Genomic DNA, 4,819 nt, shown 5'->3' on the forward strand with positions numbered 1-4,819 from the left:
CGCCCACCCAGGACCCATGCGTCCCGTTGAGGCAAAGGGTAGGGGGCGCCCCCGGCGGAAATCGCCCAATCCAGATGCAGGCCCGGGAGCGCGCGCTCCAGGCCGTGGATGATGGCCAGAGGGCGGTTGTCATTGCCTACGAGCGCGGGCGCGTAGGCCATCATGACCAGGTCATTCCTCTGCTTCGTCATCCCTGCGTCAGACCTACGAGCAGGAGCGCGGCGACGCCGAAGATGCGCATGACAGCTTCTACGGCAGCGACCAGTTCATCTGGAACCGGTGCGTGCCGTTGGGCGCGCTGTCCAGCCAGCCGGTGATGCTGTCGCTCTTCGCGAGCAGGGGACCCAGTTCCGTGCTCGCGCCGAAGAACGCGGCCAGGCGTTCGTCGCCCATCACGTCCATCAGCGACACCTGGGACAGGCCTCGCGCGACCTTCTTCGGATCCATCGTGAACTCCACCGCGCGCTTCAGCGGGCCGCCCTTCTCCGGCAGCGACGCGAGCATCGTCTGCGTCACCGTGGAGTCGTTGCCGAACACCAGCTGCTTGCCCTTCTGCCGCACGTAGACGCTGCCGCCCTTCGCCTCCAGCGCGTAGCCGTCCTCCAGCGCCTTCGCGCCAGGGAACTTCGCCAGCGGGGCCAGCGCCGCCTTCACCGCCGCCGCGTCCGTCACCTCCGCCGCCAGCGCCTGCTTCGCCGCGAAGAAGCGCACCTCCGGCTTGCGCAGCGACCCCCTCACCGCGACTGAATCCACCCCGAACAACACCTGCCCCGTCAGCTGCTTCGCCAGCGCGTCCGTCACCGCCTTCACGTCCGCCGCCGGGCACGCGGGACACACCGTGCGCACCGCGTCCGCCACGGACTCCACCGCCTGCGCCACGCCCGTCGGCGCCACCTGCGCCCGCGCGAAGAGCAGGCCCGCGGGCGTCATGGCGCCATAGGGACTGGTGCCCTTGGCCTGGAAGGGCGGCAGGGGCAGCTTCGCCGCCGTGCCCTCCACCTTCAGCCCTGTCGCCGTGCCGTCCAGCGCCAGCACGCCGTCCTTCGTGGACACGTACAGCGCGCCCGGCACCGTGGCCATCCTCGCGTCCGCGGCCGGCGCCTTCTGCGCCACCAGCTTCGCGGCCTCCTTGCGGAGCGCGTCGTCCGAGTCCGTGCTCAGGAAGGCGCACGCCTCCTGCCCCTTGAGCACGTAGCCCCCGAAGCCTCCCGTCGCGCTGGGCGCTCTCAGCGTCGTCACGCCCTTCACCGTGCCCGCCTTCACGTCGCCGTTGCGCGCGAGCACGTTCGCCGTGGCCTCCTGGAACACCTTCACGTCCTTCACCCGCGTGCACGCGATGCGGCCGTCCTGCCGCATGGACACGGACAGCGGGCCCGTCACGTCGATGCCCATCGCCTCCATCGCCTCCGGCTTCCCCAGGTCCAGGGGCAGGATGGGGTGCAGCTCGCCGCGCCACGCCTCCGGGTTCAACATCTGCGAGGACGCCCCCGCCCGCGTGAAGAACGCGTTCAACCCCTGGACCTGGTCCAGCCGAGGGATGTGGAGAACGGTCACTGTCGAAGCGGCGACGCGAGGCGCGGGTGCGGCCGCCAGCGTGGCGGCAAGGGCGAGGGCGAGCATGCCCCCACCTGAAAGCGCTCCACCGCCCCTGTCAAGGCACTCCCACCCGGGACGCCCACCACCAACGTCCGGACGCCTACGCCGGCAGGCGCCCCGTGTGGGCCCAGTCCATCATCCGCTCCGCCAGCTCCTCCGCGTCGCGGCGCAGGCAGGCCAGCTGCAGCACCTCGTCGTCCGTGCGCGCCAGCGCCATGCGCACCCGCAGGCCGTCCACGAACCGCAGCACCTGCCCGATGCTCAGCGACGCCGGGTCCTCCAGCGACGCCGCGAACCCCGCCACCTCCGCCTCCGCCGCGCAGCCCTCCGCCAGCAGCGCCGCCACCAGCGCGGACCGCGACACCCGGTGCTCGCGCGCCCGCGGGTCGTGGAGCGGGCCCTGACGCCGCGCGTCCCACCGCGCGCCTGGGCCTGGACCCGGGGCCGCCACCGGCGCTGGCTCGACCTGCGTCCGCGATTCCATCGCTCGCATCATTCGTGCCCCCTCTTCCAGCGCGTCCGGAGTCCTTCCACGGGCGTGACCGGCGGCCTTCCTCCCGCCCCTGGGCAGGGCTCGTGGATGGATGGCTTTCCGGAATAGACGCCTTCCGCCGGTTTTCTTGTCCGCCTCGAGGGAAACCTGGCTCGTCATGCGGACACCCTCCTGCAGGTGGGAATGCCTCTGCCGGGAGTCCCGGTGTCTTCCTGCTTTGAGTGATTGTCGCGAGGCGGCACGCGTGGCTCGCGACTTCGGTGCGGGGGCGGATGTTCAGCGTGGAACAGTGCGTCACCCTGGGGACGGATTGGGTGGACCCCGGATTTCCCGCATTGTTCGGTGTCCGGGTTCCGGCGGACGAGGTTGTCGGCCGCGTTTTTGCCGGGACCGTCACGGCCTTCCGGGGGGAAGCCATGCCGAACCTGCTCGACCTGCCACGTCAGGCGTTGATGGACCTGCGCTCGCGTCTCAGCCACCTGCCGCTCGTGTCCCAACTGCACCGCCGGCACGCGCCCAACAGCCTGGCCCTGTCCAGTCCCACCCCGCAGGACTCCATGCTGGCGGACCCGCAGCGCGTGGAGGTGTGGCGCCGCGCGGTGGAGCGCTACGTGCGCCCCAACCAGGTGGTGGTGGACGTGAAGGCCGGCACCGGCCTGCGCACCTTCCTGGCCGCGCACCAGCACCCGCGCAAGCTGTACGCGGTGGATGACTCGCGGCTTCTGGACACCACGCAGTGGGTGGCCCGCCGCAACGGCCTGGACCGCATCGACTTCGTGCGCGAGCCCACCTGGCACTTCCAGCCGCAGGAGAAGGCGGACGTGCTGCTGCATGAGTTGCTGGGAGATGCGCTGCTCGACGCGGGGCTCGTTCCCCGGATGCTGGACTTGCGCTCGCGGCTGCTCAAGCCCGGCGGCCGCATCCTCCCCAACCGCTTCGAGGTCTTCGTGGAGCCCGTGCAATTGCGCGAGGAGGCGTGCGTCCCGTTCATCTGGACGCAGCACCTGCCGCACGTGGACTTCCGCTGCCTCCAGTCGCTGCGCGAGGCGATGAGCCCGTCGTACTTCACGCGGCTGGTGCGCTCGTACGAGGTGGACCACCTGCTGTGCGAGCCGGAGCCCGCGTTCGGCTTCGACCTGGAGACGATGCGCGCGGAGGGGCTGCCCTCGCGCGTGCGCATCCAGCGGCCGGTGGAGGAGGACGGGCGGGTGGACGGCTTCTGCCTCTTCTACAAGGTCGCCTTCGACGCGGAGCTGGCCTTCGACGTGTCCCCGATGCGCGAGCGCAACACCACGGCCATGACGCTGTTGCGCGTGGAGCCGCGCGAGTTCAGCCGCTACGACACGCTGGAGTTCGAGCTGGAGCTGCCCAACCCGTCCGACCCGCGCACCTGGCGGTGGCAGTTCACCTGACGGCAGTGACGGGGCCTGGAGTGACGCCCGGTGGACAGCCATCCTGCCGCCGGGTGTCGCCGTGGGTGGGCGCACTGCCTAGCTTGCACTTGCGCATGCGACCGTTCCGACTGCTCGTCCTGCTTCTCGTCTCCGGCTTCTCGCTACCCGCCGCGGCCCAGGCGCCTCGCACCGTGGCGGGCGTGTGTGGCCGCACCAACTGGGTCTGTGTGTCGGAGTGCATCGACGCGGAGTGCGTAGACCAGTGCATGCGCGAGGGCTGCGAGGACGCGCTCAAGCGGCTGAAGGCCTGCACCAGCAAGGCGGCCTGCGCGCCGGATGACTCCGCGTGCGCGGCGAAGTCGTGCGGCCTCACCTGCGAGAAGTCCTTCGAGCCCGCGCCCAAGAGCCCGGAGAAGCTGGTGACCAATCCCTGCGAGGGCGACAAGGCCCCCAGGGGCACGGCGGTCCCCAAGGAGCTGGTGGGCACGTGGGTGCTGTCCGCGGCGAGCATCCCGGACACGGAGGATGGCAAGGAGGAGCGCATCGACGTGCAGCCCCGGTCCGACTACGCGCGGTCGCTGCAGGTGACGCCGGACGGGTGCTTCGTGATGCGCACGAAGCTGGATGACGCGACGCTCGGGCGCGGCAGCACGCTGGATGTGCGCGCGTGGGGCCGGCTGGAGGCATCGGAAGCGAAGGACAAGAAGCACCTGGCGCTGCGCACGCAGGACGGCCAGGCGGTGGGCCCGGTGTGCGGCAAGCCGCGCGTGGTGCCGCTGTCCAAGGGGCGCTTCAAGGGCGGCGAGTTCACATATGTGATTGAGGAGAAGGACTCGCTCATCCTCACGGTGCCGGGCCCCACCCGGCAGACGTTCCAGTTCGAGCGCGAGAAGCAGGAGGCGCCGGAGCCGCCACCCAAACCCTGAGGAGGACCTTGCCCCCGAGCGGGCGCACGGGTGAGAAGGACGCCATGGCAGGTCGCGAGCGGATGGCGAGCATTGACGCGGCGTGGCTCCAGATGGAGGAGCCCGCGAACCTGATGATGATCACCGCGGTGCTGTGGTTCGACGGCGCCGTGGACCTGGAGCGCCTGCGCGCGGTGGTGCACGAGCGGCTGGTGGAGCGCTACCCGCGCTTCCGGCAGCGGGTGGTGCCCGGGCCGCTGGGCACGCTGTCCTGGGAGGACGCGCCGGACTTCGAGCTGGACGAACACCTGTCCACGCTGCGCGTGCCGGAGTCCGCGGGGCACGCGGGGCTGGAGGCGCTCGTCGGGGACTGGCTGGGCGTGCCGCTGGAGCGCTCGCGTCCGCTGTGGCACTTCCACCTCGTGCGGGGC

General features: G+C 71.1%; 6 protein-coding genes. 3 read left to right on the forward strand and 3 right to left on the reverse strand.

Features of this window, described 5'->3' with window-relative positions; genetic code table 11:
* From D7X55_RS44935 to D7X55_RS35745, 3 genes are all read right to left on the reverse strand, one after another.
* Nucleotides 1-191 (reverse strand): DUF5953 family protein (locus D7X55_RS44935; protein WP_306437760.1); only part of this gene is annotated, 191 nt, incomplete at its 3' end.
* Nucleotides 192-249: 58 nt separating this feature from the next.
* The gene (locus tag D7X55_RS35740; protein ID WP_121725382.1) at nt 250-1,620 is read right to left on the reverse strand and encodes a hypothetical protein; all 1,371 of its coding nucleotides are present in this window, start codon (nt 1,618-1,620) and stop codon (nt 250-252) included.
* A 76-nt stretch (nt 1,621-1,696) separates the two neighbouring features.
* Complete coding sequence (locus D7X55_RS35745) at nt 1,697-2,080, reverse strand: hypothetical protein (protein WP_121725383.1); 384 nt, start codon at nt 2,078-2,080, stop codon at nt 1,697-1,699.
* Nucleotides 2,081-2,505: 425 nt separating this feature from the next.
* Here D7X55_RS35745 and D7X55_RS35750 point away from each other — a divergent pair, with 425 nt between their 5' ends.
* From D7X55_RS35750 to D7X55_RS35760, 3 genes are all read left to right on the forward strand, one after another.
* A complete protein-coding gene (locus tag D7X55_RS35750; RefSeq protein ID WP_120552743.1) occupies nt 2,506-3,501 on the forward strand; it encodes a class I SAM-dependent methyltransferase in 996 nt (331 codons plus the stop codon).
* A 95-nt stretch (nt 3,502-3,596) separates the two neighbouring features.
* Nucleotides 3,597-4,409, forward strand: a complete 813-nt coding sequence (locus D7X55_RS35755) for a hypothetical protein (RefSeq protein ID WP_120552744.1) — start codon at nt 3,597-3,599, stop codon at nt 4,407-4,409.
* Between the two features lie 44 nt (nt 4,410-4,453).
* The coding region (locus tag D7X55_RS35760) for a wax ester/triacylglycerol synthase family O-acyltransferase (RefSeq protein WP_233610261.1) at nt 4,454-4,819 on the forward strand (366 nt) is incomplete at its 3' end.

Origin of the sequence: Corallococcus sp. AB049A (assembly GCF_003668885.1) — a bacterium.
In the GTDB taxonomy this organism is placed as follows: Bacteria; Myxococcota; Myxococcia; order Myxococcales; family Myxococcaceae; genus Corallococcus; species Corallococcus interemptor.